The sequence below is a fragment of the Nonomuraea sp. NPDC005983 genome (assembly GCF_040614375.1).
Classification (GTDB): domain Bacteria; phylum Actinomycetota; class Actinomycetes; order Streptosporangiales; family Streptosporangiaceae; genus Nonomuraea.
The window spans coordinates 1-22,525 of the sequence record NZ_JBEXUP010000101.1 but is presented as its reverse complement, the minus strand read 5'-3'; the positions used below and the strand labels follow the sequence as shown (position 1 = coordinate 22,525).

Annotated in this window: 26 protein-coding genes; 9 read left to right on the top strand and 17 right to left on the bottom strand. The window is 72.0% G+C overall.

The features are described 5' to 3' along the window. The first annotated feature begins 36 nt into the window (after positions 1-36). Complete coding sequence (gene rfbC / locus ABZ297_RS33345; RefSeq protein ID WP_355354630.1) at positions 37-615, top strand: dTDP-4-dehydrorhamnose 3,5-epimerase; 579 nt, start codon at positions 37-39, stop codon at positions 613-615. On the opposite strand, the gene rfbD is transcribed toward rfbC, so the two are convergent. The 10 genes from rfbD to ABZ297_RS33295 all read right to left on the bottom strand — a co-directional run bounded on the left by rfbD (position 597) and on the right by ABZ297_RS33295 (position 8,420). Then, entirely contained in the window at positions 597-1,448 is an 852-nt protein-coding gene (gene rfbD, locus ABZ297_RS33340; RefSeq protein ID WP_355354627.1) for a dTDP-4-dehydrorhamnose reductase, read from the bottom strand. The genes rfbC and rfbD overlap by 19 nt on opposite strands. Next, positions 1,445-2,374 (bottom strand): dTDP-glucose 4,6-dehydratase, encoded by a 930-nt coding sequence (rfbB, locus tag ABZ297_RS33335; RefSeq protein ID WP_355354624.1) that lies wholly within the window; start codon positions 2,372-2,374, stop codon positions 1,445-1,447. The genes rfbD and rfbB overlap by 4 nt, the downstream gene beginning before the upstream one ends. Next, positions 2,371-3,438, bottom strand: coding sequence for a glucose-1-phosphate thymidylyltransferase (locus ABZ297_RS33330; RefSeq protein WP_355354621.1), 1,068 nt, complete (start codon positions 3,436-3,438; stop codon positions 2,371-2,373). The genes rfbB and ABZ297_RS33330 overlap by 4 nt, the downstream gene beginning before the upstream one ends. A gap of 2 nt (positions 3,439-3,440) precedes the next feature. Beyond that, entirely contained in the window at positions 3,441-4,895 is a 1,455-nt protein-coding gene (locus ABZ297_RS33325; protein WP_355354618.1) for a sugar transferase, read from the bottom strand. A gap of 269 nt (positions 4,896-5,164) precedes the next feature. Continuing rightward, positions 5,165-5,515, bottom strand: a complete 351-nt coding sequence (locus tag ABZ297_RS33320) for a hypothetical protein (RefSeq protein ID WP_355354615.1) — start codon at positions 5,513-5,515, stop codon at positions 5,165-5,167. Between the two features lie 81 nt (positions 5,516-5,596). Next, the gene (locus ABZ297_RS33315; protein WP_355354665.1) at positions 5,597-6,223 is read right to left on the bottom strand and encodes a GntR family transcriptional regulator; all 627 of its coding nucleotides are present in this window, start codon (positions 6,221-6,223) and stop codon (positions 5,597-5,599) included. A gap of 2 nt (positions 6,224-6,225) precedes the next feature. Beyond that, positions 6,226-7,086 (bottom strand): EamA family transporter, encoded by an 861-nt coding sequence (locus ABZ297_RS33310; protein ID WP_355354612.1) that lies wholly within the window; start codon positions 7,084-7,086, stop codon positions 6,226-6,228. 18 nt (positions 7,087-7,104) lie between these two features. Further along, entirely contained in the window at positions 7,105-7,482 is a 378-nt protein-coding gene (locus tag ABZ297_RS33305) for a hypothetical protein (RefSeq protein ID WP_355354609.1), read from the bottom strand. A gap of 55 nt (positions 7,483-7,537) precedes the next feature. Beyond that, positions 7,538-8,020, bottom strand: a complete 483-nt coding sequence (locus tag ABZ297_RS33300) for a GNAT family protein (RefSeq protein ID WP_355354663.1) — start codon at positions 8,018-8,020, stop codon at positions 7,538-7,540. Between the two features lie 31 nt (positions 8,021-8,051). After that, complete coding sequence (locus ABZ297_RS33295) at positions 8,052-8,420, bottom strand: MmcQ/YjbR family DNA-binding protein (protein ID WP_355354606.1); 369 nt, start codon at positions 8,418-8,420, stop codon at positions 8,052-8,054. An 89-nt stretch (positions 8,421-8,509) separates the two neighbouring features. Here ABZ297_RS33295 and ABZ297_RS33290 point away from each other — a divergent pair, with 89 nt between their 5' ends. From ABZ297_RS33290 to ABZ297_RS33280, 3 genes are read left to right on the top strand one after another with little or no spacing between them, the layout of a single operon-like run. After that, positions 8,510-9,298: a hypothetical protein gene (locus ABZ297_RS33290; RefSeq protein WP_355354603.1), complete on the top strand. Its 789-nt coding sequence runs from the start codon at positions 8,510-8,512 to the stop codon at positions 9,296-9,298. Next, entirely contained in the window at positions 9,181-9,843 is a 663-nt protein-coding gene (locus ABZ297_RS33285; RefSeq protein WP_355354600.1) for a DUF4166 domain-containing protein, read from the top strand. The genes ABZ297_RS33290 and ABZ297_RS33285 overlap by 118 nt, the downstream gene beginning before the upstream one ends. Before the next feature lie 14 nt (positions 9,844-9,857). Next, positions 9,858-10,505 (top strand): TetR/AcrR family transcriptional regulator, encoded by a 648-nt coding sequence (locus ABZ297_RS33280; protein ID WP_355354597.1) that lies wholly within the window; start codon positions 9,858-9,860, stop codon positions 10,503-10,505. On the opposite strand, the gene ABZ297_RS33275 is transcribed toward ABZ297_RS33280, so the two are convergent. After that, the gene (locus tag ABZ297_RS33275) at positions 10,480-10,899 is read right to left on the bottom strand and encodes a VOC family protein (protein ID WP_355354594.1); all 420 of its coding nucleotides are present in this window, start codon (positions 10,897-10,899) and stop codon (positions 10,480-10,482) included. The genes ABZ297_RS33280 and ABZ297_RS33275 overlap by 26 nt on opposite strands. Positions 10,900-11,019: 120 nt before the next feature. On the opposite strand from ABZ297_RS33275, the gene ABZ297_RS33270 reads away from it, so the two are divergent. Beyond that, entirely contained in the window at positions 11,020-11,829 is an 810-nt protein-coding gene (locus ABZ297_RS33270; RefSeq protein WP_355354591.1) for an SRPBCC family protein, read from the top strand. A gap of 110 nt (positions 11,830-11,939) precedes the next feature. Here the strand turns inward: ABZ297_RS33270 and ABZ297_RS33265 are convergent, their stop codons facing one another. From ABZ297_RS33265 to ABZ297_RS33255, 3 genes are all read right to left on the bottom strand, one after another. Beyond that, on the bottom strand, positions 11,940-13,103 hold the full coding sequence (locus ABZ297_RS33265) for an FAD-dependent monooxygenase (protein WP_355354588.1): 1,164 nt from the start codon (positions 13,101-13,103) through the stop codon (positions 11,940-11,942). Between the two features lie 86 nt (positions 13,104-13,189). After that, positions 13,190-16,303 carry a BTAD domain-containing putative transcriptional regulator gene (locus ABZ297_RS33260; RefSeq protein WP_355354585.1) on the bottom strand — a complete coding sequence of 1,038 codons (3,114 nt, stop codon included), beginning with the start codon at positions 16,301-16,303 and terminating at the stop codon, positions 13,190-13,192. 53 nt (positions 16,304-16,356) lie between these two features. Continuing rightward, the gene (locus tag ABZ297_RS33255; protein WP_355354582.1) at positions 16,357-16,884 is read right to left on the bottom strand and encodes a MarR family transcriptional regulator; all 528 of its coding nucleotides are present in this window, start codon (positions 16,882-16,884) and stop codon (positions 16,357-16,359) included. A gap of 91 nt (positions 16,885-16,975) precedes the next feature. Here ABZ297_RS33255 and ABZ297_RS33250 point away from each other — a divergent pair, with 91 nt between their 5' ends. Further along, on the top strand, positions 16,976-17,881 hold the full coding sequence (locus ABZ297_RS33250; protein WP_355354579.1) for an EamA family transporter: 906 nt from the start codon (positions 16,976-16,978) through the stop codon (positions 17,879-17,881). A 23-nt stretch (positions 17,882-17,904) separates the two neighbouring features. Beyond that, entirely contained in the window at positions 17,905-18,537 is a 633-nt protein-coding gene (locus tag ABZ297_RS33245) for an NAD(P)H-binding protein (protein ID WP_355354576.1), read from the top strand. A gap of 3 nt (positions 18,538-18,540) precedes the next feature. Here ABZ297_RS33245 and ABZ297_RS33240 read toward each other — a convergent pair whose 3' ends face one another. Then, positions 18,541-19,950, bottom strand: a complete 1,410-nt coding sequence (locus ABZ297_RS33240; RefSeq protein WP_355354573.1) for a prolyl oligopeptidase family serine peptidase — start codon at positions 19,948-19,950, stop codon at positions 18,541-18,543. A 79-nt stretch (positions 19,951-20,029) separates the two neighbouring features. Here ABZ297_RS33240 and ABZ297_RS33235 point away from each other — a divergent pair, with 79 nt between their 5' ends. Further along, the gene (locus tag ABZ297_RS33235; RefSeq protein WP_355354570.1) at positions 20,030-20,590 is read left to right on the top strand and encodes a helix-turn-helix domain-containing protein; all 561 of its coding nucleotides are present in this window, start codon (positions 20,030-20,032) and stop codon (positions 20,588-20,590) included. 5 nt (positions 20,591-20,595) lie between these two features. On the opposite strand, the gene ABZ297_RS33230 is transcribed toward ABZ297_RS33235, so the two are convergent. Further along, positions 20,596-21,474, bottom strand: a complete 879-nt coding sequence (locus ABZ297_RS33230) for a MerR family transcriptional regulator (RefSeq protein ID WP_355354567.1) — start codon at positions 21,472-21,474, stop codon at positions 20,596-20,598. Between the two features lie 46 nt (positions 21,475-21,520). Here ABZ297_RS33230 and rplK point away from each other — a divergent pair, with 46 nt between their 5' ends. Continuing rightward, a complete protein-coding gene (gene rplK, locus ABZ297_RS33225; protein WP_355354564.1) occupies positions 21,521-21,946 on the top strand; it encodes a 50S ribosomal protein L11 in 426 nt (141 codons plus the stop codon). A gap of 128 nt (positions 21,947-22,074) precedes the next feature. Here rplK and ABZ297_RS33220 read toward each other — a convergent pair whose 3' ends face one another. Further along, positions 22,075-22,434, bottom strand: coding sequence for an MFS transporter (locus tag ABZ297_RS33220; RefSeq protein ID WP_355354561.1), 360 nt, complete (start codon positions 22,432-22,434; stop codon positions 22,075-22,077). Positions 22,435-22,525: the final 91 nt, after the last annotated feature.

Sequence of the window (22,525 nt, the reverse complement as noted above, 5' to 3'; positions counted from 1 at the left end):
GTTTCAGCGGTGCCTGTTACAGGTACTTTTCGGCTCATGAAAGCGCTCGGCGTCGAGGACGCCTGGACCTTCACCCCCCGCGTCCACGCCGATTCCCGGGGGTCGTTCCTGGAGGCGTTCCGCGCCGCGGACCTGCCCCGGGCCTTCGACCTGGCGCAGGTGAACTGCTCCGTTTCGCGCCGCGGCGTGCTGCGCGGCCTGCACTTCGCCGACGTGCCTCCCGGGCAGGCGAAGTACCTCATGTGCGTGTCCGGCAGCATCCTGGACGTGGTCGTGGACCTGCGGGTGGGCTCGCCCGGCTTCGGCCGCGTCGCCACCGCCGTCCTGGACGACCAGAGCCGGCGTGCGATGTACGTGGCCGAAGGGCTCGGGCACGCCTTCCTCACGCTGAGCGAGCAGGCCACGGTCGTCTACCTGTGCTCGCAGGGCTACAACCCGGCGGCCGAGCACGGCATCGACCCGCTCGACCCCGCCCTCGGCATCGACTGGCCGCTCACCGGGCCGCCGCTGCTGTCGGGCAAGGACGCCGCCGCGCCCACCCTGGCCGAGGCGCTGGAGGCGGGGCTGCTGCCCTCGTACGACAGGTGCCGCGAGTTCTACGCGGGGCTGCACTGACGGCTCCTCAGCAGCACCGGCCAGGCGGCGTGCAACGCCTCCCGCCAGTCGCGGATCGGCGCGCACCTCGTGCTCGCCATGACGCTGCTCGCCGGACGTGACACGCGGCTCGGATAGGCCGTGCTCGGCACCGGCCGCACCCGGTCGGGGTCGGCGCCGAGCAGCGCGAAGACCTCCCTGGCCAGGCCGTACCAGGTGGTGCGGCCCGAACTGACGCTGTGGTAGACCCCGGGAGGCAGGTCCGACTGGGCCAAGCGCACCACGAAGTCGGCCACGTCGGCGCTCCACGTGGGCTGGCCGTGCTGGTCGTCCACCACGTCCACGGTGTCCCGCTCGGCCGACAGGCGGATCATCGTCTTCACGAAGTTGTGCCCCTGCGCGCCGTATAACCAGGCGGTGCGCACCACGTGGCCGCCGTGGGCGAGCGCCGCCCGCTCCCCCGCCAGCTTGGTGCGCCCGTACGCGTTCAGCGGCGCGGTCGGCGCGTCCTCCCGGTACGGCCGGCGGGCCCGGCCGTCGAAGACGTAGTCGGTCGACAGCTGGATCAGCCGGGCGCCCACCCGCGAGCACGCCTCGGCCAGCACCCCGACCGCGTCGCCGTTGACCGCCAGCGCCTCCCGCTCGTGGCTCTCAGCGTCCTCCACCGCCGTCCAGGCCGCGCAGTTGACCACGACGCGCGGCCGGTAGGCGCAGACGAAGTCGCGGACCCCGCGCGAATCGCACAGGTCCAGCTCGGCGCGGCCGAGCGCGAGCACCGGCTCGCCGGTGACGGCCAGCCGGTCGAGCACGTCGGAGGCGAGCATCCCGCCGCCACCGGTCACGAGCCATCTCATCGGTTCACCCACCAGTCCCTGTTGCCCGCGTACCACCGGACGGTGTCCTTCAGCCCCTGCTCGAACGGGACCTGCGGGCGGTAGCCGAGCGCGCGGAGCTTGGAGTCGTCGAGCGAGTAGCGGCGGTCGTGCCCCTTGCGGTCCCTGACCTGCTCGACCAGGTCCCAGCCCTTGCCGCAGGCGTCCAGCAGGCGGGCGGTCAGCTCCCTGTTGGTCAGCTCCGCCGTGCCGGCGATGTGGTAGATCTCGCCAGGCTCGCCCGCCTCGGCCACCAGGCGGATGCCCGCGCAGTGGTCGCTGACGTGCACCCAGTCGCGCACGTTCCCTCCGTCGCCGTACAACGGCACCTTCCTGCCGCGCAGCAGGTTCGTGATGAACAACGGCATGACCTTCTCGGGGTACTGCCGGGGGCCGTAGTTGTTGCCGCACCGGGTGATCGACACGTTCAGGCCGTGCGTGACCGCGTACGCGAGGGTGATCAGGTCGCCGCCCGCCTTGGCCGCCGCGTAGGGAGAGCGCGGCTGGAGCGGCGCCGACTCGTCCCACGAGCCGATGTCGATCGACCCGTACACCTCGTCGGTCGACACCTGCACCACGCGGGGAACTCCCGCCTCGAGACAGGCCTGCATCAGCGCCTGGGTGCCCAGCACGTTGGTGCGGACGAAGTCAGCGGCGCCGTCGATCGACCGGTCCACGTGCGACTCGGCGGCGAAGTTGACCACCAGGTCGTGGCCGGGCACCACCTGGGCGAGCAGCTCCGCGTCACAGATGTCGCCGTGGACGAACCGGTGCGGCACCGCTTCGAGGTTGGCGCGGTCGCCCGCGTAGGTCAGCTTGTCGACGACGGTCACGTCCGCGTCTTCCAGAGCGCGCACGAAGTGGGAGCCGATGAATCCCGCGCCCCCCGTCACCAGGATCTTGGTCATGGACTGATCTGCACCTTGCTGTGATCGCCCAGGATCAGGCGGTGGGCTCGTGGGGTGTCGGGTGCCGGGGTGACCTCGACGTCGTGGCCGATCAGGGACGCCTCGATCCGGCGTACCCCCTCGATCGAGGCTCTGGGCAGCAGGATCGAGTACTCGATCTCGCTGCGCTCGACCACGCAACCGGCGGCTATCGAGGTGAAGGGGCCGATGTAGGCGTCGGTGACACGGGCCCCCGGGCCGACGATCGCCGGCCCGATGATGCGGGAGCGCTCGACCACCGCCCCGGGCTCGACGACGACCCTGCCGATCAGCTCGCTGGCCGCGTCCACCCGGCCGTGGACGCCCGGTTCGAGCGACTCCAGCACCAGCCGGTTGACCTCCAGCATGTCGGCGACGTTGCCGGTGTCCTTCCAGTAGCCGGTGATCACCGTGGACTCGACCTGGTGTCCCTTGTCGATCAGCCACTGGATGGCGTCGGTGATCTCCAGCTCGCCCCGCCAGGACGGCTTGAGCTCGGCGACCGCGTCGTGCACGGCCGGCGTGAACAGGTAGACGCCGACGAGCGCCAGGTCGCTCTTGGGTTCGCGCGGCTTCTCCTCCAGCCCGATCACCCGGCCGTCCGGGTCCAGCTCGGCCACGCCGAACTGCCGGGGGTCGCCGACCTCGGTGAGCATGATCCGGGCCGCGGGCCGCTCGCGGGCGAAGCCCGCCACGACGTCCTCGATGCCGCCGACGATGAAGTTGTCGCCCAGGTACATGACGAAGTCGTCGTCGCCGAGGTAGTCCCTGGCGATCAGCACGGCGTGCGCCAGCCCGAGCGGCCTGTCCTGGCGCAGGTAGGTCACCTGCAGCCCGAACGCCGACCCGTCGCCGACGGCGGCCTCGATCTCGGCGTGCGTGTCGCCCACGACGATGCCCAGCTCCGTGACGCCGGTGGCGGCGATCGCCTCCAGCCCGTAGAAGAGCACCGGTTTGTTCGCGACGGGGACGAGCTGCTTCGCCGAGGTGTGGGTGATCGGCCGGAGCCGTGTGCCCGCCCCTCCGGCGAGCACGAGAGCTTTCACCGCTAGTAGGCCCCTTCTCCGTGGGTGACGACCGACCAGGTCTTCCAGAGGATCTGCAGGTCGAGGATGAGCGACCAGTTCTCCACGTACCGCAGGTCCAGGCGGACCGACTCCTCCCAGGTCAGGTCGGAACGGCCGCTGACCTGCCAGAGCCCGGTCATGCCCGGCTTGACGACCAGGCGCCTGCGGACGTCCTCGCCGTACTTGGCGACCTCCTCCGGAAGCGGCGGGCGCGGCCCGACGAGCGACATCTCGCCGCGGATGACGTTGAACAGCTGAGGCAGCTCGTCGAGGGAGTATCGGCGCAGGAAGGCGCCCACGCGGGTGATCCTTGGATCGTTCCGGATCTTGAACAGCACGCCGTCGAACTCGTTCGCGTCGAGCAGCGCGCTCTTGAGCTTCTCCGCGTCGGCCACCATGGTCCGGAACTTCACGACCCGGAACTCCTTGCCGTGCCTGCCGACCCGTGTCTGGTAGAACAGCGCGGGGCCGGGGCTGGTCAGCCGGATCGCCAGGAAGATCCCCAGCAGCGGCACGGCCAGCAGGAACACCGCCGCGACCGCCACCACCCGGTCGAACACGGTCTTCACGACCCGCTTGGCCCCCTCGAACTCGGGGTGCTCCACGTGCAGGAGCGGCATGCCGGCCACGGGTCTGATGCTGATGCGCGGGCCCGCCACGTCCATGAGGGCGGGGGCGACGAACAGGTCGGTGCCGGCGCTCTCCAGGCTCCAGGCGAGCCTGCGCAGCGTGAGACCGTCCAGTTCCGGGCAGGCGAGCACCGCGACGGCGTCCGCGCCGACCTCGGCCACCGCCTCCGCGACGTCGCTGAACGAGCCGAGCACTGGCAGCCCGTCGAGGTCCGCGGTCATGTTGTTGTGCGGCAGGCACGCGCCGACGACCTGCATCCCGTGATGCGGCTGGCGGCGGAACTGCACCACCAGGTCGAGAATCGCCTCACGGTGGCCGACCGCGATGACATGGCGCAGGTATTCGCCCACGGCCCGCCTGCGATGCAGGCGTTTACGCATCCGGAAGCGGAAATAGAGCGTGGAAAGCAGCGCCAGCGGCAGCATCGCCATCACGAAACTCCGCGCCACCGCGGTCTGCGTGGCATAAGCGCCGATGGCGACGGCGGCCATCAAGCCGACGCCGCCGTTGAAGACCGCCTTGAACTCCTCCGTTCCCTCGCCGTGGGCGCGTTGCCGGTAAGCGCCGCTCATCGTGAGCGCGACCGGCCACGCGAGGATCAGGCCGCATCCGAGAAGCAACTCGACCGACGGAATGTACACGCCGTACAAGTGACGGATGCCCAGCACGCAGGCGCACGCGGCCAGCGCGCACGCCGTGTCGCCACCCCGCAGGAGCCGTAAGTACGCCCGCGTCCAGATGCTCGACGCATGGCGAGGTACGGCCTTGAGGAGCACGACAGCGGACTCCCCAGTCCCCAGCCTCATACCACCACCCTGATAACTGTGTGCACCGCGTTAACGTGACGTTCCTTGAACCTCATGGGTTGACAAGTCCCCATGCACAATCAAGGGCGGCGGCCCCCACTAAAGAGTAAAGATCAATTCCGTAGCGGGGAATAACGTCAAATGTCCACAATCGGACGAGGAGAACGTCGTTTCAGGGGTTGACGGAACGGTCCACAAGTGCAGCGGTCCTGAACCGGGATTGTGAGGTTTAGGGCGCTATTTCAGCAGGTTGCCGGATTATGACGCCGCTAGTCGTACTCCAGATCCGGCAATGCGGACGGCGGGTCAGGGCTCCGCCACACGACCACAACCCCGTCACCGGACGACTCCGCGGCAAGGGTCAGCCGTTCCAGGTCGAAATCCGGCAGATACCGCAGCCGTGCGAGGAAGGTGGAGTCCGTGGCCGAGCGCGGCACCACGCAGCCCTCGCCGTCGCGATCGAGCAGGATGAACAGGACATCCGCCTCGGACTCGGTCGCGACACGGACTTCGACCACGTCCTCCCACGCGAGGGCCTCGACGCTCCCGTCAGCGTAGTGGCGGGTGACGCCCTCCTCCGTGACGTACACGTAGGAGTCCGGCATCGGGTTGCCGTGCATGGCCGCGATTCTTGCGAGTTCTGGGGTTGTCCCGCAAGAGCCTGCGCCCAGCTGAGCGTCTCGCACCTCCCGAAGCGTGGCTCAGGCGTGCGTCTCGTCGCCCCAGGCGTGGCTCAGGTGCGCGGCCACGGCCGCCCTCGCCGCCTCGACGGGGCCGCCGGAGATGGCGTCCAGCAACTGGCGGTGCTCCCGCACCAGCACCTCGCGCTCGGTGTAGACGTCACGCAGCCGCACCAGGCCGAGCCGGGTCTCGGCGGCCAGCACGCCGTAGAGCCGCTCCAGCCGCGGGCTGCCCACGGCCTCGATCAACGCCTGGTGCAGGGCCATGTGCTCGGCCACCGACTCCGCCCACGGGGCGTCGGAGGGCAGCGCGGCCATCCGGGCCAGCGCGGCGTCCGCCTCCGGCACCCGCCGCCCCGCCACGGCCTGCGCCATCAGGTCCTCCAGCGGCCTGCGGACGTACATCAGGTCGTCCAGGTCCGAGATCGTCACCTCGGGGACATGCGCGCTGCGGTTGCGCTCGCGCCTGAGCAGCCCCTCGTGGACCAGCACGGCCAGCGCCTCGCGCACCGTCGGCCTGGCCACGCCGTACGCGGCGGCGATCTCCTGCTCGGGCAGCGAGGTGCCCGGCGCGATCTCACCGGAGAGCACCCGGCTGCGCAACGCGTCGGCGAGCGCGGCCACGGCGGAGACCGATCTGAGCGGCATCGTCACGGCTGCGACTCTAGTCGCCTTTCCGGGACGGCCACCGCCACCAGGCTGATCGCGAGCATGACGAGGCCCGCGACCGAGATCGGGGGCAGCCGCTCCCCGAGCACCACCAGGCCGAGCAGCGCGGCGACCGCCGGTTCCGCCAGGGCGAGTGTCGCGGCCGTCGCCACCGGGGTGGTGCGCAGGCCCCTGCCGTACAGGAGATACGACAGGGCGGTGCAGCCGAGGCCGAGGTAGAGCGCCGCGAGCAGGCCGCGCGGCTCGGCCAGCCAGCCCGCGCCGCTCCACAGCAGGACCGGCAGCATGACGACGGCGGCGCCGCCGAACATCAGGCCCATCACCGCGTTCGAGGGCGCGCCGCCGCCGATCGCGCGGGCGGCCGTGACCGCGTAGAACGCGTACAGCAGGCCGCCGAGCAGAGCGAACAGCACGCCCGAGACCGCGTGGCCGCCTGCCTGCGCGCCGCCGCCGACGATCAGGGCCGCGCAGCCGGAGATCGCCGCCGTGGTGGCCAGCGCCCACCGGGCGCTCGGCCGCTCCTTGTGGAGCAGCCAGGAGAGCAGCCCGGTGAAGACCGGGCCGCTGCCGATGGCGACGACCGTGCCGATCGCGACGCCGGTGCGGGAGACGGCGGCGAAGAAGCAGAGCTGGTACGCGGCGACCGCGGCGGCGGCCAGCAGCAGGCCCGGGGTGAGGACCCGCCTGATGCCCGCCCGGGCGAGCAGCCCGAGCGCCGCCCCGCCGATGACCAGCCTGGCGGCGGCCAGGGCGATCGGGTCGGCGGAGACGAGCAGGCCCGCGGTGCCGGCCGTGCCCCACAGCACGGACGCGCCCACGACGGACAGAGGACCGTTCTTCATGCCTCGATTGTCTGACAACTAGACAATTTCGTCCAGTAGCTGGTCGAGGAGGCGGCCCGCGGGCTGCGCCAGCTCGGCCGCGTGCTCGTCGAGCACGACCAGGGCGGCGCGGATGTCGTGGGTGCTCTTGGCGGGTAATCGGAGGAGGTCCTCGCCCTCGACGGCCGCCGCGCCCTCCACATGGAAGGCGCCGCTCCTGGCGACGATCGAGACCGCGAACGTCGCCTCGCGACCGTCGGGGAGGGTGAAGGTGGTGCCGGTACGCGCCCCGGCGGGCGGGATGAGATAGGTGAAGGGGGCGCTTCTCACGAAGGGATGGTGCAACCCGGAGAGCAGCTCCGCCGCCCGGCTCAGCGCCGCCAACAGGCCGGCCGCGGCCAGACTCTCGCTGTCCACACTCCGAGCCTAGATCACCCCACCCCCCACCGCACCACCCAACCGGCCCCGCGGGTCAGTCGGTGGCCAGGCGGGCGTGGCGTTCCACGTCGTAGCGGATGCCGTCGTAGCAGAGCTTGCCGCGCTCGATGCCCTCCGGGCGGAAGCCGGCCTTGGTCGCCACCCGGCACGAGGCGGGGTTGTTGGTGCGGTGGCCGAGCTCCAGGCGGTAGAGGCCGCGCTCGCGGAAGGCCCAGGCCGCCAGCTCGGACGTCGCCGCCGCAGCCACGCCTCGCCCCCTGGCCTCTTCGACGGTCCAGTAGGAGACCCAGCCGTTGTCGTGGCTGTCGATGCCGGTGACGGCGACGTTCCCGACGACCTGGCCGTCGAGGGTGACGGCGAACGCGTGGCCGACGCCCTCCCAGGCGGCGATCCAGCCGACGGCGTCCTGGACGGACAGGATCGGCCACGGGGACTGCCTTCGCATGTCAGCCGCCTGGAAGGCGCGGAACACCACCGGGGCGTCGTCTTCGCGCCATTCGCGCAGCTTGATGTCCATAGCGGTCACGCTGCCCGAGATTAGCGTGCCGTCACTGTGCGATTTTTCCGCCTATTTCGTGCGTCGCCTCGAAGGCCTCCACCAGCGACTTCGGCGCCGTCAGGCACCACGCCTCGGCCATCAGCTCGAACAGCTCGTCGGCGTCGATGCGGTCGAGGTGGACGACGACCCAGCCGAACTGGCCCGCGGTGAACTGCACCTCGAACACGTCGGGACGCTCGGCGACCAGCGCGATCTGCTCCTGCAGCGTCGCCTTGAGCCCGACGGTCTCGGTCTCCTCCCACAGGTAGCCGAACCCCTTGCCCCGCACCTTGAAGCCGACCCACTCGCCGGCCTCGCTCGCGCGCACCTCGGGCAGCTCGTCGAGCAGCTTGAGGAACTCATCCACGCTCACACCCATGTGCCCCTGTGTACCAGAACGTCCCGACGCTTTGAGCAGACGCTTAAATCGGGCTACCATTTGAGCGACCGCTCAAAAGGAGGGTTCGCGTGGCCCGTCACCTCTACGTCGAGACGTCCATCCGCGCCGACCTCGACACGCTGTGGCTGCACACCCAGGACCCGGCCCTGCACCAGCGCTGGGACCTGCGCTTCTGGCGCATCCGCTACCTCCCGCGGGCCGATGGCGAGCCGCAGCGGTTCCGCTACTCGACGCTCGGCGTCAGCGGGGTGGGCGTCAGCATGGGCGAGCGCCACCGGCCCGACGGCACCTGCACGTCCGCGCTGCGGTTCGGCTCCCGGCACCCCCTCTCGCCGATCCGCTCCGGCTCGGGCTACTGGCGTTACGTCCCGGTACGCGGAGGTCTGCGGTTCCTGACCGTGTACGGATACCGGCCGCACGTGCTGCCCGGCTGGTTGATGTGGTGGGCGACGGCCTGGTCCTTCGACCGGCTCCGGCTGTGGCTGGAGACCGGGAGGACGCCCGAGCGGTCGCTGCTCCAGGCCCTCGCCGAACTGGCCGCCAGGGCCCTCGCCGTGGCCCTCACTGTGGCCCTCACTGTGGCCCTCACTGTGGCGGTCGCGTCGACTCCCGTCGTTCCCGGCCCGGTCACCGTGGCGGTCACTGTGGCGGTCACCGTCGTCGCGATCGTCCTGCCGCCGCTGCCCGGCACCCCGGCCGCCCGCCGCTGCCTGCGCCGTCCCCCCACCCAGGAGGAACCATGCCCTCGATCTTCCAGCTCGCGCTCGGCGACGCCTTCGACCGCCTCCACCCCCAGCTCCAACGGCGCTTCGGCGTCGGGCTCGACTCCGGCGAGGCGTGCGTCGGACGCGGAGTGATGGACCGGGTCTGGAACGCGGGCCCGATCGTCCGGCCGTTCCTCGCACTCGGCCGCCGCAGGAACGTGCTGGTCGCCCAGTCCGGACGCGACATCCCGTTCGTCATCGAGAACTACCCGTACCTCGACTCGTACGGCCGCGAGACCGTCACCTTCGTCCGCACCTTCCCACGCGGGCGCTTCGACGCGACGATGGTCCTCAACCCGGCGACCGGCCAGGTGATCGACTATCTCGGCACCCACCAGCACCTCGTCACCACGCTCGACCTGTCGGTGGACGACCGGGGCGGCCTCGTCATCCGCTCGGGCCGCCAGCGCCTGCTCGAAGGCCCGCTCGCCCTGCCCATCCCGGCGTGCGCGACCGGCGCCGCCACTGTCACCGAGCACTTCGACGACCGGTCAGGACGTTTCACGATCGCGGTCACCGTCTCCAACCCCTTGCTCGGCCGGATCTTCGGCTACTGGGGCAGCTTCACCGTCTCGTACGTCGAGGCGGCCTCCGTTCCCGCTACCGTGAAGCCGAGGCGCGAGAGCGCCCGCTGCTGACCCCCGGGAGACACATGGTGGCCGACACGAGATCCAAGCTGCTCGACGCGGCGCTGCGGACGCTCGGCACGCAGGGCATCGCCGGGGTCTCGGCCAGGTCGATCGCCGCGGCGGCGGGGGTCAACCAGGCGCTGGTGTTCTACCACTTCGGCAGCGTCGACCAGCTCCTGTCCGAGGCGTGTGAGCAGGGCGCCCGGCAGCGGGTGGCCGCCTACCGCGAGCGCTTCGCGGCGGTCGGCACCCTGCGCGAGCTGCTCGACCTGGCCCGCGAGCTGCACGAGGAGGAGCGGGCGCTGGGCCACGTCGCCGCGCTGGCCCAGCTGCTGGCGGGCAGCCAGTCCGACGCCAAGCTGGCCCCCGCCACGGCCGACGGGCTCAACCTGTGGATCGTGGAGCTGGAGCGGACCCTCACCCGGGTGCTCGCCGAGACCCCGCTGGCCGAGTTCGTCGACATCGGCGGCCTGGCCAGGGCGACCGCCGCCGCCTTCGTCGGCCTGGAGCTCTACGAGGGGGTCGACCGGGAGGGGGCCGGGCAGGCGCTCGACTCCCTGGAGCAGCTCGCCGTCCTGGTCACGGCGCTGGAGGACATGGGCCCCGTGGTGCGCAGGGCGGTGCGAGGGCGGCTGCGCAGGACTACTACACGTAGTAACGGACCTCGATGACGTTGCCGTCGGGGTCGGGGAAGTAGATCACCTCGCGGGCGATGCCCTGGGCCCCGAACGAGTCGGCGCCCGTCCCGGTGATCTCCACTCCGTGCCTGTCCAGGCGCGCCTTGAGCGCCTCGAAGTCCGCGTGGCCGACCGCCAGGCAGTAGTGGTTCACCGGATGGCCGGCGCTGCCCTTCACCCCGGTGCCCTCGTCGATCCGGGGCGCCCACTCCTGGGGCATCAGGTCGATGATCGTCTCCCCTGCGACGCGTACGCTGGGGAAGGCCGCCTCACCGTTCCTGAACTCCTCGGCCCGCACTCCCGGCAGGCCGACGACCTGCTCGTAGAAGTCGAGCGCCCGCAGCTGATCGGAGACCCAGCAGACGAGATGGTCCAGACGCGCGTCCAAGAAGACCTCCGGTAGTCGGGCACTGCTCGGCCCTGTCCAATATCCGTTGCACATCCGCCGCTGTCCACCTGTCGGTCTCAGGCGGAGTCGTTCATCGTTGTGGGAAAGGAGTGGTTCTGGATGAAGTTCCTGTTGATGATCTGTCCGGACGAGTCCACCAAGGTTAGCCCGGAGGAGGCCTCGGCCCACGGCTGGGTCGCGGAGATGGACGGGCGCGGCGTCCGCCTGCAGGGGCACGCGCTGCGTCCGGCCGCCGAGGGCCGGGCCGTGCGGGTGCGCGACGGAGAGGTCCTCGTCGGCGACGGCCCGTTCACCGAGGCGAAGGAGCAGGTCGGCGGCGTCGACATCATCGAGTGCGCGACGCTGGAGGAGGCGGTCGAGGTGGCCGCCAGGCATCCGGTGGCGCGGTTCGGTTCGGTCGAGGTACGTGAGTTCGACGAAGTCACCGGCGCGACGACGGAGGTGGAGGTGCGGGTGCCGCTGCCGCCGTCCGAGGTGTGGGACCTCGTCACCGACCTCTCGCGGCTCGGCGAGTGGAGCCCGGAGTGCACGCATGCGTCCTGGTTGGAGCCGGACGCCGAGCCGCGCGCGGGCGCCAGGTTCCAGGCGAGCAACCGCTACCCCAACGGCTTCGTCGCGGACGTGACCTGCGTGGTGACCCGCGCGGACCGGCCGCACGGCTTCTCCTGGGAGGTGCTCGACGACGCCGGCGTCCCCGGCTCGCTGTGGAGCTACGACCTGCGGCCGGGCTCCGAGCCGGGGCAGACGCTGCTGCGTCACACGTTCGTCCACGGCCCCGGCGACACCGGCCTGCGGGTGGCTGCACGCAGGAGCGGCGCCGACGCCTCCGCCGTCATCGACGGCCGGCTGACCGCCCTGCGCGCCAACATGACGGCGACGATCAGAGCGATGACGGGATCGCCCGATTAAGGGATGATGCCCGCATGGCGGACACCAAGGTGTTGGCGCGCATGCCGCGGATCGTCGGCGTCGCGGACTTCGTCCTGCTGCTGCTTCCGCCCGCTGGGGGCTGGTTCGCCTCACCGGCGGAGCAGTGACGGGTAGTCCTTGAGGGTGATGTTGGTGGCGTAGCCGTCGGTCATCCGCATCATCAGTTTGAAGACGAGGCTGGACCGGAACATCCAGTTCCGCATCCTGATCCGGCTCTGGGTGGCGGGCGCGAGGAAGAAGCCCGCGTTGCCCTTCTCGGAGATCTTGGCGTAACCGCGGAAGCCCTCCTCGTAGCGCCGGAAGGCGACCAGGTGGTCGCCTCCGGCCAGCGCCAGCTCCCCGGCCAGGACGTACGCGCCCACCAGGGCCAGGCCGGAGCCGAACCCGGCCAGCGTGTTGGCGTAGGCGGCGTCGCCGAGCAGCACCACGCGGCCCTTGGCGTAGCGGTCGATGGTGACCCGGCTGATCGAGTCGAGGTAGAAGTCGTCCGTCTGCCGGACCGCGTCCAGGATGTCGGGCGTCCGCCAGCCCATCCCGGCGTAGGCGTCGAGCACGACCCGCTTCATCTCCTCGGTGTCGTAGCGGTCGTAATCGAGCCGCGGCGAGGCGAAGACGAAGAAGGCGTCGGCCTTGGGGCCACCGGCGGCGACCATCCTGCCGGGCTCGTTGTAGATCTTCGGGGCGGCTCCGAACCGGTCCGGCACCTCGGCCAGGGCGTAGTAGTGGCCGAGGAAGTCGACGTAGTCGGCCTCAGGGCCGAACGCCAGGCGGCGGACGTTGGAGTGGATCCCGTCGGCGCCCACGACCAGGTCGAAGGTGCGCGGGGCGCCCCGCTCGAACGTGACGTGCACGCCGCTCTCGGTCTCGGTGAGCGAGGTGATCGAGTCGCCGAAGACGTACTCGCACCCGGCGGCGACGCTCTTCTCATACAGCAGCTGCGCCAGGTCACCGCGCTGGATCTCGATCTCGCCGCCGCTGAACTCGCCGGGCATCACCGCCAGCCTGCGGCCGTTCGCGTCGACGAACTCCTGGTCTCGCCCGCCTGTTTGGAGCCGCAGGATGTCGTCCATGACGCCCATCCGCTGCAGGACGGTCTTGTGGATCTCGCCCTTGAAGTCGACGGCCTGGCCGCCCTTGCGCAGGGCGGGCGCCTTCTCGACGACGGTCACACGGTAGCCGTAGCGGGCCAGCCAGCAGGCGAGGGCGGGGCCACCGATGCTCGCCCCGGAGATGAGGACGTTGGTGTTCTTCATGTCCACCACGTTCGTCCGGAGCGCTGACAAGCCGGAGACAGTCGGCTGACAGTCAGGCGCGGGCTGTCAGCACCGTCCGATGGGCCTCAGGGCAGGGCTGTCAGCGCTTCCTCGCGGCTCAGTGCGGCGCCCCTGGCGAAGTGGGCGGCGAAGGCGTCCGCGCCGGCGCGTTCCGTGGCGCCGGCGGCGATCCTGGCGACGTCGCGGTCGCCGGCCACGGTCGTGCCGCGCACGGCCACGGCCACGCCGAGCAGGTACGCGGCCCGCTCCGCGGCCCCTTCGAGCAGGGCCAGCCCGGCTTGCCCCTCGGCGACCTCGGCCACGTCGATCGCCATCGTGTGGCACGCGCGCACCCATGCCAGCGCTTCGCCGTGGCGGAGCCTGGCCTCCGCGAGGTCCCCTTCGGCCTCGGCCAGCCGTCCCAGCGCCGTGAGCACGAGCGGCCTGACGCCCTCGGTGACGTACGCGCCGGGGGCGGCGGCGTGCAGCACCGCCGCGTAGCGGGTGCGCGCCTGCGCGAGGTCGCCGCCGTGGCGGGCCAGCTCGCCCCACGCCAGCTCCAGCTGAGGCGACCGGCGCGAGGTGCTGCGGGCCAGCTCGGTGGCGCGTTCGAGGTCGGCGCGGGCCCCCGCGAGATCGCCCTCCCGCAGCAGCCCGCCGGACCTCCGGCAGAGCACGTCCACCAGGTCGTCCAAGGCGCCGAGCTGGTCTTGCAGGTCGAGCGCCTGCCCCCAGAACCGCCTGGCCTCCACCCAGTCGCCGCGCCAGCTGGAGATCATCGCGAGCCATTCGAGGGCCTGCGCCATCCCCCAGCGCTCGCCCACGGTCCGGAACCGCGTAAGCGTCGCCTCCAGCCGCCGCTCGGCGTCGGCCACTCCGCCGTCGAGCAGCCGCACCAGCGCCTCGCTGAGCATGGCCACGGCCTGGCACCACGGGTCGTCGCCGAGCAGCCATCGTTGCCTGGCGGACTCCGGATCCGGCGGGCCCGCCGTCATCCCCCACAGCACGCTCAGGAACGGGTGGCGCAGCTCGCGATCCAGCGACCGCATGATCTCCTCAGCTCGCGCCCACTGCTCGGGACCGGTGTCGGGCACGGCCTGCAGCACGCACAGCACGTACTCCTCCTCCAGCCCCGCGATCGGCTCGCCGCCGATCCGGTCGAGCAGCCGCAGCGCGGACGCGGTCGTCTGGCCGCGCCGCCCGCTCAGCCACGAGTACGCCGCCAAGGCTGCGACCAGCCGCAACGCCGTCTCCGGAGCCTGCTGGACGGCGTGGCGCAGCGCGGCCTGCAGGTTGTCGTGCTCGTCGGAGAGCCTGGCCAGCCAGTCGAGCTGCTCCGCCCTGCGCAGCCACGGGTCGGCGCGCTGGGCCAGGTCGAGGAAGCAGGCGGCGTGCTCGTCGCGGGTGCGCTCCTCCTCTCCCGCCTCGGCCAGCCGTTCGGCGCAGAACAGGCGGATCGTGTCGAACATCCGGTAGCGTCCGCCGCTCGCCTCGACGAGGGACTTGTCCACCAGGTCGGCCAGGACGTCGCCGTCGCCGCAGACCCGCTCGACCGCCTCCAGCGACGCGGCCCCGGAGAACACCGAGAAGCGCCTGGCCAGCGTCTGCTCCTCGGGGCTGAGCAGGCTCCAGCTCCAGTCCACCACCGCGCGCAGCGTGCGGTGCCTCGCCGCCGCGGTGCGGTCGCCGCGGGAGAGCAGCTTGAAGCGTCCGTGCTCGGTCAGGCGGGCGGCGATCTCCTCCACGGTGAACGAGCGCAGCCGCGCCGCCGCCAGTTCGATGGCGAGCGGCAGCCCGTCGAGCGTGGCGCAGATCTCGGCGACCTCGGGACGCATCGCGAACTCCGGACGCACGGCGGCGGCCCGCTCCGCGAACAGCCGCACGGCGGGGTAGGCGAGCGCGTCGTCGGGGCCGGCGCCGGGCGGCGGCACGGCCAGCGGCGACAGCGGGACCAGCCTCTCGCCGGTGAGCCCGAGCGGCTCGCGGCTGGTGGCCATGATCGCCAGCTGCGGGCAGGCGTCGACCAGCCGACGGACGAGCGCGGCGGCGGGGGCGATCACGTGCTCGCAGTTGTCCAGGATGAGCAGCAGGTCCTGGTCCGCGAGGGCCGCCACGAGCCGGTCAGCAGGGTCGGGACGGTCCAGCGCCGGCGACTGCAGCCCTGCCTCCCGCAGGCCGAGCGCCCCCAGTACGGCCAGGGGGAGCTGGGCGCCGTCGTCGAGCAGCGTCAGGTCCACGAACCCGACGTCCCGTGCCTTCCGGCGCCCCTCCGGGGAGCCCGCGCGGGCCGGGTCATGCCCTCGGCGGCGGGCGGCCTCGATGGCCAGCCGGGTCTTGCCGGTGCCTCCGGGGCCGGTGATGGTGATCAGCCGGGCGTCGCCGAGCGCGTCGATCAGGTCCAGCTCGGCCTCGCGTCCCACGAAGCTGGTCAGCTGGGCGGGCACCCGGCGGCGGGTCGGCTGCTCACGCGGGCCCTCGCCGCGCAGGATCGCCAGGTGCAGCGCGGCCAGCTCCGGAGCGGGGTCGGCGCCGAGCTCGTCCGCGAGCAGCCGCCTGACCTCGTCGAAGACGGCCAGCGCGGCGGCCTGCTGCCCGGACGCGTGCAGCGCCCGCATGAGCTGCCCGCGCAGCCGCTCACGCAGCGGGTTCGCCTCCACCAGCTGCCGCAGCTCGGCGATCGAGGGGCCCTCGGGAAGCGCGAGCTCGGCCTCGACGAGATCCTCCCTGGCCGCCAGCCTGGCCTCTTCGAGGCGGGCCGCCTGCGGCTGGGCGAACGGCGCGTCGGCCACGTCCGCCAGTGCGGGGCCGCGCCACAGCGCAAGGGCGTCCCTGAGTGTCCGCGCGGCGCGCTCGTGCTGGCCCGCCGCCAGGAGGCCGCGCCCGTCGCGGGCCAGCCGCTCGAACCGGTAGGTGTCGACGTCCTCGGGGACGACCGCGAGGCGGTACCCCGAGCCGTGGAACTCCACGAGGCCGTCAGGCAGGTTGCGGCGCAGCCTGGACACGTGGGCCTGGATCGCGTTGGCCGCGCCGGCCGGAGGGTCGTCGCCGTACTGGCCGTCGATCAGCCGCTCGACGCCGACCAGCCGGCCGGCGTCGAGCAGGAGCAGCGCGAGCAGCGCGCGCGGCCTGGGCCCGCCGACGGAGACCGTTTCCCCCTCGTCGGTCCGCACCTCAAGCGGGCCGAGGATTCCGAAGTGCACATGTCCGATTGTCGCCTGAACTTTGTCGCCTGAACGCCATGGAGGCGTCGCCCTCACCCTTGATCGCGGCCTGCGGCGGTGGCGCCCAGCGAGGTGTCGCCCAGCGACTCCAGCAATCTGCGGAGCGTGCCGGAGAGCTGATCGCAGTCGGCCCTGTCCAGCGCCTCCAGGAGCCGCGCCTCGTTCGCGACATGCAGGGCGACCAGCTCGTCGACGAGCTCCAGCCCGCGCGGGGTGAGCCGGACCGGCACCGAGCGGCGGTCCTCGGCGCTCTGTAGCCGCTCGACCAGCCCCTTGGCCTCCAGCCGGTCGACACGGTTGGTGATCGCCCCGGACGTGACCATCGAGGACTTCAGCAGCGCCCCGGCGGTCAGCTCGTACGGCGGGCCCGAGCGGCGGAGGGTGGCCAGCACGTCGAACTCCGCGGGGCCGAGCCCGCGCGCGGCGAAGAAGCCGTTCAGCTCCCGCTCCATCAGCCGTGCCAGCCGCGAGATCCGGCCGACGACGCCCATCGGCCAGACGTCGAGGTCGGGCCGCTCGCGCGCCCACTGGGCCAGCAGTTCGTCCACCGCGTCGCTCATCCGACCCCCAGGAATAGTCTCAACGTTCACATACTTAGCGTTCAGGTATAGAGTATCTCAACGTTGAGATTATCAATGAGAGGCGACCGACATGGCGACCATCACCGAAAGCACCGGGCAGGCGACGCCGAGCGCCCTCTCAAGCGCCCCGCGCTGGCGCGATCTCCTGCTCACCGCCCTCGCCCCTGCCAGCTGGGGCACCACCTACGTCGTCACCACCACCCTGCTGCCCCCTGACCGTCCGCTGCTCGCCGCCACCCTGCGGGCCCTCCCCGCAGGGCTGGTGCTGCTGGCCGTCACCCGGCGGCTGCCGCACGGATCGTGGTGGTGGAAGTCCGTCGTGCTCGGCCTGCTCAACTTCGGCGCCTTCTTCCCCTTGATCTTCTTCGCCGCCTACCGCCTGCCCGGCGGGCTCGCCTCGACCATCGGCTCCGTCCAGCCGCTGGTCGTGACCCTGCTCTCGCTGGTGGTGCTGCGGGTCCGCCCGTCCCGGTGGGTGCTGCTCGCGGCCGTGACCGGCACCGGCGGCGTCGCGCTGCTCACCCTCACCGCCGAGGCCCGCGTCGACCCGCTCGGCATCGCCGCCATGCTGACCGCAACCTCGCTGATGGCGACGGCCATCGTCCTGGCCAAGAGGTGGGGGCAGCCGGAGGCGCCGCTCGTCCAGACCGGGTGGCAGCTCACCATCGGCGGGCTGGTGCTGGTGCCGCTCACGCTGACGCTCGAAGGCGTGCCGACGTCCGTTTCCGGGACGAACCTGCTCGGCTTCGCCTACCTGGGCGTCATCGGCACGGCCATGGCCTACGCCCTCTGGTTCCGCGGCATCGACAGGCTCGCCCCCACCTCGGTGTCGCTCCTCGGCCTCACCAACCCGCTGGTCGCCACGCTCGCCGGGCTCGCCGTCCTCGGGCAGAGCCTCACCGGCTGGCAGGTCGTCGGCTTCGCCGTCGCCCTCGGCGCCCTCGTCGCCGGCCAGGTCCTCGGCAGGAAGTCATGAACACCTCAAAGGAGCAGACAATCATGCGTATCACCGTGTTCGGAGCGGCAGGGAACGTCGGACGCCGGGTCGTCACCGAGGCGCTGTCGCGCGGTCACGAGGTCACCGCCGTCGTGCGCGACCCGTCCCGCGCTCACGGGCTGGGCGCGGACGTCCGGGCCGGAGACGCCTCCGACGCCCGGGACGTCGCCCGGCTGAGCGCCGGCCAGGACGTCGTCATCACCGCGACCCGCCCCGCGCCCGGCAGGGAGGGCGAGCTGACCGCCGTCACCAGGGCGCTGCTGGCGGGGCTGGCCGGGACGGGCGTCCGGCTGCTGGTGGTCGGCGGCGCGGGCAGCCTGACCGTGCCCGGCACCGGCGGCGTCACCGTGGTCGACGCCCCGGACTTCCCCCCGTCCTGGCGCCCCATCGCGCAGGCGTGCGGCGAACAGCTGGCCGCCTGCCGCGCCGACACGGACGTGGACTGGGCCTACCTCAGCCCGGCCGCGCTCCTCGAGCCGGGCGAACGCACCGGCGCCTACCGCCTGGGCGCCGACGAACTCCTGGTGGACGCCGACGGCACGTCCAGGATCTCCATGGAGGACCTCGCGGTGGCGCTCCTGGACGAGGCCGAACGCCCCAAGCACCACCGGACCCGGTTCACCGCCGCGTACTGAGCTTCACGGGAGCAGCAAGCCCCAGTACAGCCCCCAGGGGACGAGCACCAGCCCGCCCGCCAGCAGCAACCCGAGCCGCACCCGCTCCCCTCGCGGGGCGGCGGAGGCGCGGCGCCAGACCCGGGCGGTGAGCACCGTGGCCACCAGCGAGGCCACCGCGACGGCTTGCAGCGCCAGCCAGACCAGCGGGCGTCCGGCGAGCATCGGCCCGGGAGAGGACAGCTTGCCGCCGGTCATCACCAGGTAGAACAGGTAGGAGAACGACCCGAGCACCGCCGTCAGCCCCGCGGCGCTGAGGAGCCGCGCGGCTCTGGTCACCGGCGCTCGCGAGCCGCCGCGCAGGCGGCGCACCAGGGCGACCACCGGGTAGGCGGCGAACGCGACGACCAGCAGCACCAGCGCCACGAGCTGGACCGGCGCCGACTCCCACCAGGCCGGAGGAGCCACCGAGAAGGTCGGCGACTCCTGCACGGGAGCCGGTCCCGAGGTCTGCGCCGCGGGCGGGTCGCCCGCCGTGACGTCGCGGACCCAGGAGCCGACCAGGTCCGCGTAACCAGGGGCGAGCTCGGGCAGCCGGGTGACACCGCCGTCCGGGGTCTTGTGGGCGGCGTGGTCGGCGTCAGGGAGGAAGCGGAACGTGTAGTGCCGGTTCCCGCCCCGCTCCAGCGCCTCGGCGAACCGCGGCGGGCTCTCCCTGGACGGGGTCAGCAGGTCGTGGACGCCCCAGATGCCGAGTACGGGCTGGCGGACCGCGGCGATGGTCGGCGCCGGGTCGTAGTAGGGCTCGGGGTACAGGCCGCCGTCGGCGATTGTCCGGTAGAGGTTGGGTTCGGCCCGATCGACGAGCGGGCCCGCCATCCCTGCCTTGCGCATCCCGGCCGCGACGGCCCAGGACTGCTGACGCAGGGGCTCCTGGCTGTTCGCGCCCACGAGCACGACGAAGGCGATGTCGCGCGACTGGGAGGCCGCGATCGGAGCCACCCAGCCGCCCTCGCTGAGCCCCCAGATGCCGACCTTCGCCGGGTCCACGCCGGGCTGGGTACGCAGCTCGGCCACGGCGCCGAGCGCGTCGCGGGCGAGCTGCGCGTACGACCGGTCGAAGAGCGAGTAGTCCTCGGAGCGCTTGTCGTAGATCAGCACGGACATGCCCCTGCGGGCGAACTCGACGGCCTCGCCCAGCAGCTTGGTGCGCGGCGTCCCCGTACCGGCCCCGTGCACCAGGACGATGCCCGGCCGGCCGGGCTTCGCCGCGGCGGGCGACAGGACCGTGCCGTGCATGGCGAGGCCGCGGTCGCCGCGGAAGCTCACCTCGGTCGCCTTGAGGTCAGCGGGTACGGAGGGCGGCGGTTCGGCGGCGGCGGGGGCGGCGAACAGGCACAGGGCGGCGACCACCGCCAGGAGGCTTCGTCTCATATTGCCGACGATAGTCTGCAGAGACTTCTCGGCAAACGGATATCGGCAGATATCCCTCTGCAGGACTAGGCTGCTCACCATGAAGGATGAGGAGTCGTTCCTTCTCGACGACCCGGCACGGCTCAAGGCGCTCGCCCACCCCATGCGGCGGCTCATGCTCCGCCATCTCAGCGTCCACGGCCCCGCGACCTCGACGACGCTCGGCGAACTGCTCGGCGCCAAGACGGGCACGACCAGCTACCACCTGCGCCAGCTGGAGAAGTACGGCTTCATCGAGGAGATCCCCGAACGCTCGACCGGTAGGGAGCGCTGGTGGCGCAAGGCCGAAGGGCCCAGAGATCTGCGGCTCCCCACGCCCGACCAGCTCGCCCCCGAGGACCGTCCGGTGCTCACCGAGTTCCACCGGGTCGGCATGGAGGAGGACCTCAAGCTGTTCGAGCGCCTCCCCCAGCTCTACGAGCGCGACCCCCACTGGGTCAAGGCGTCACGCGGGCTCGGCCGCATGACCAGGGCGGAGTTCGAGGAGTTCTTCGAGGCGTACATGGCGCTGCTGATGAAGCACAGCCATCGCGCCGAGGACGCCCCGCCGGACGCCCGCCCCCTGTACATCCGGCTCTTCGCCTTCCCCGCCGACGACTGATCCTGTCACTGGGCGCGCAGCGCGGCCTCGATCCACCCGTACGCGATCGTGGGCTCCGCCGGCCAGGGCGTGCCCTTGATGATCGACACCAGCTCCCAGAGCCTGGCGGCCCGCGGGTCGTGCTCGTCAAACCCGCGCAGCATCTCCTCACGGCTCTGCCCGATCGCCGACAGGATCCGCTGGAGGATCACCCCGGCCTCGGGCGAGCCCGGCTCGACGCCCGCGCGCACGGCGTCCAGCGCCTCCCGCATGAGCTGGACGTTGGCCTCGCGCCACGTGGCGAGATCCCGCTCCTCCCAGTACTCCTCGCTCTGCCTGCGCAGGCTGTCGCGGAAGTCCTCGCTGGCCAGCAGGTCGACCAGCTCCAGCCAGGCGTCGAGCTGCGCGGCGGTCGGCTCCTCGGGCAGGTCGGGGAGCATGCACTCGCGCATCTGGGTCAGCCACTCGTGCCGAGCCGGGACGTCGCCGCCCACCTCGTCGATGAACACGTCGCGCAGAGCCCCCAGCTCCGCCGCGCCGAGCCGGCCGAGCGTGTGCAGCCTGCGCAGGTCCTCCTCGGCCGGGTCGCCGTCGCGGTCGAGGGTGGCCTTCAGCACCGCCCTGGTGCGCTGGAGCGACCCGATCTGCGTCTCGACCGCCCTGAGGTGGAGATCCAGGACGTCCCTCAACTCGCGGTCGCCTAGCGAGCGGATCGTGGCCAGGTCGACGCCGATCTCCCTGAGCGTGCGGATCAGCTCCAGCCGCACCCGGTCCTGGTCGCCGTAGAGGCGGTAGCCGGCGGCGGTGCGCTCGGGCTCGGGGAGCACGCCCGCGTCGGAGTAGAAGCGGATGGTCTTGACCGTCAGGCCTGTCAGCTTCGCCAGACGGCCGATCGTGTAGCCCATAATTCGGTTTGAGCCTCCAGTTACGGGAGACTTTAGCGTAGCCGCCATGGCGAAGAACAAGGTGGCCAGGGTCGTCACCCTGCACATCCAGGCCGGCGAGGCAGGCCCGGCGAACGTCGGCAAGGACCTCGGCCCGCTCGGCATCAACCTCATGGAGTTCTGCCGGCAGTACAACGCGCAGACCCAGGACAGGCGCGGGTTCGTCGTCCCCGCCGTCATCACCGTCTACGACGACCGCTCCTTCGAGGTCACCACCAAGCAGCCGACCACGGCGTCGCTGATCCGGCACGTCGCCGGGCTCGACGGCGGCAGCCCACGTCCGGGGCACCAGAGCGGCGGCACGATCACCCGCGCCCAGCTCCGCCAGGTCGCCCAGGCCAAGCTGCCCGACCTCAACACCTCCGACCTGGACCAGGCCGAGAAGATCGTCGCGGGCACGGCCAGGTCCATGGGCCTGACCATCCGCGACTGACGGTCGCCGACACGCTCTCCACCATCACATAGCGGCCGGCGGCATCCGCCGGCTCGCACTGCTGGCGGTCGCGGGGTTCGGCCCGGCCTGCTCCTGGCAGGCGGAGTGGTTCTTGCTCCCTGGGCGGCCTATTGGGGCCTGCTCACCGCGTAGCGGGAGCCGCCTGCTCGGTTCCGCAGCAGCCGTCCGACGCCCGGCTGGGCGACAGCGAGGACGAGGCAGACGGCTGCTGCGGTCACCCACAGGCCCTCCATGCCCACGCGTTCGAGGAGCTGCGCCGCCGCGACGGGCACGGCGACGGTGGCGACGCCCCAACTGGTTCCGTAGACGGCGAGATAACGCCCCCTGGCGTCCTCCGGCGCGAGGTCCGCGACGATCGCGAACGCGCGTCCGACCATCAAGACGTCGCCGACGCTCCACACCACGGTCGCGACCACGAAGGCCGGCAGGGTGTGGGCGACGGCGTACCCGGCCAGGCCCACGGCCATGAGGGCGGGGGGCGCCGGCCCCGCCGCCGGGGCCCCCCCCCCCCCCCCCCCGAGGAGGCGGCGGCCAGGGGGGGCGGGCCCCGGGGTGAGG